Consider the following 1,289-nt stretch of genomic DNA (forward strand, 5'->3'; position numbering starts at 1 on the left):
CGGCACGTCATCGACCAGCGGCACCGCCTACAATCTGGCTGCCGCTGAAGACTGGGCAGCCGGCGCTGATGCCGCTATTACCGTTGCCGATCTGATGGGTAACGGCATCACCGTCAGCAACGTTGCTGCACCTACCATTACTTCAGCTACCTATGATGCCAGCACCGGTGCTCTAGTGGTAACCGGCAGCGGCTTCCTGAGTCGCTCAGGCGCAACCAATGATATCGATGCTTCTAAATTCACATTTACCGGAGAAGGCGGTGCAACCCATACCCTAACCGACACAGCCAATGTCGAGATCACGTCAGGCACGGCTTTCACAATCGCCTTAGGCGCCACTGACAAAGCAGCCGTTGATGCGCTCCTCAATAGAAACGGCACGAGCTCTTACGATGCGACCACTTACAATCTTGCCGCAGCAGAAGACTGGACTGCCGGCGCTGATGCCACTGTTACCGTTGCCGATATGACAGGTAACAGCATCACCGTCAGCAATGTTGCCACCCCCACTATCACTTCAACCACCTATGACGCCAACACCGGCGTATTGGTCGTAACCGGGGCCAATATTCAGGCAAAAGGTAGCGGGGCTGATATCGATGCTTCCAAATTGACCTTTACTGGCGAGGGAGGCGCAACTTATACCCTGACCGATTCAGCAGATGTTGAACGTGACTCGGCAACGCAATTTACTATCACCTTAAGTGCCACTGACAAGGCAGCCATCAATCAGACCATCAACAAGAACGGCACGTCATCAACCAGCGGCACCTCCTACAATCTGGCCGCCGCAGATGACTGGAATACCAATGTGACAGATGGCGATACCGCTGATGCTACCGGAAACGGCATCACCGTCAGCAACGTCGCTGCACCTACCCTCACTTCAGCCACCTATGATGCCAGTACAGGCGCTTTGGTGGTAACCGGAACCGGCTTCCTGAGCCGATCTGGCGCTGCCAATGATATCGATGCTTCTAAATTCACATTTACCGGAGAAGGCGGTGCAACCCATACCCTAACCGACACAGCCAATGTCGAGATCACATCAGGTACGGCTTTCACAATCACTTTGAGTGCCACTGACAAAGCCGCCATCAATCTGATTCTCAATAAAAATGGCAACTTATCAACCGATATCAGCACTTACATGCTATCTGCAGCAGAAGATTGGGCAGCCGGCGCCGATGCTGCCGTTGATGTCGAAGATACATTTAACAACATCACCGTCAGCAACGTCGCCATCCCCACTATCAACTCAGTCACCTATGATGCCAGTACCGGTGCTT

General features: G+C 53.4%; 1 pseudogene. It reads left to right on the top strand.

The features are described from left to right. Positions 1 to 1,289: pseudogene (locus BLW34_RS16295) on the top strand (DUF4214 domain-containing protein); the annotation flags it as partial.

The organism is Nitrosomonas sp. Nm58 (assembly GCF_900107335.1).
Lineage (GTDB): Bacteria > Pseudomonadota > Gammaproteobacteria > Burkholderiales > Nitrosomonadaceae > Nitrosomonas.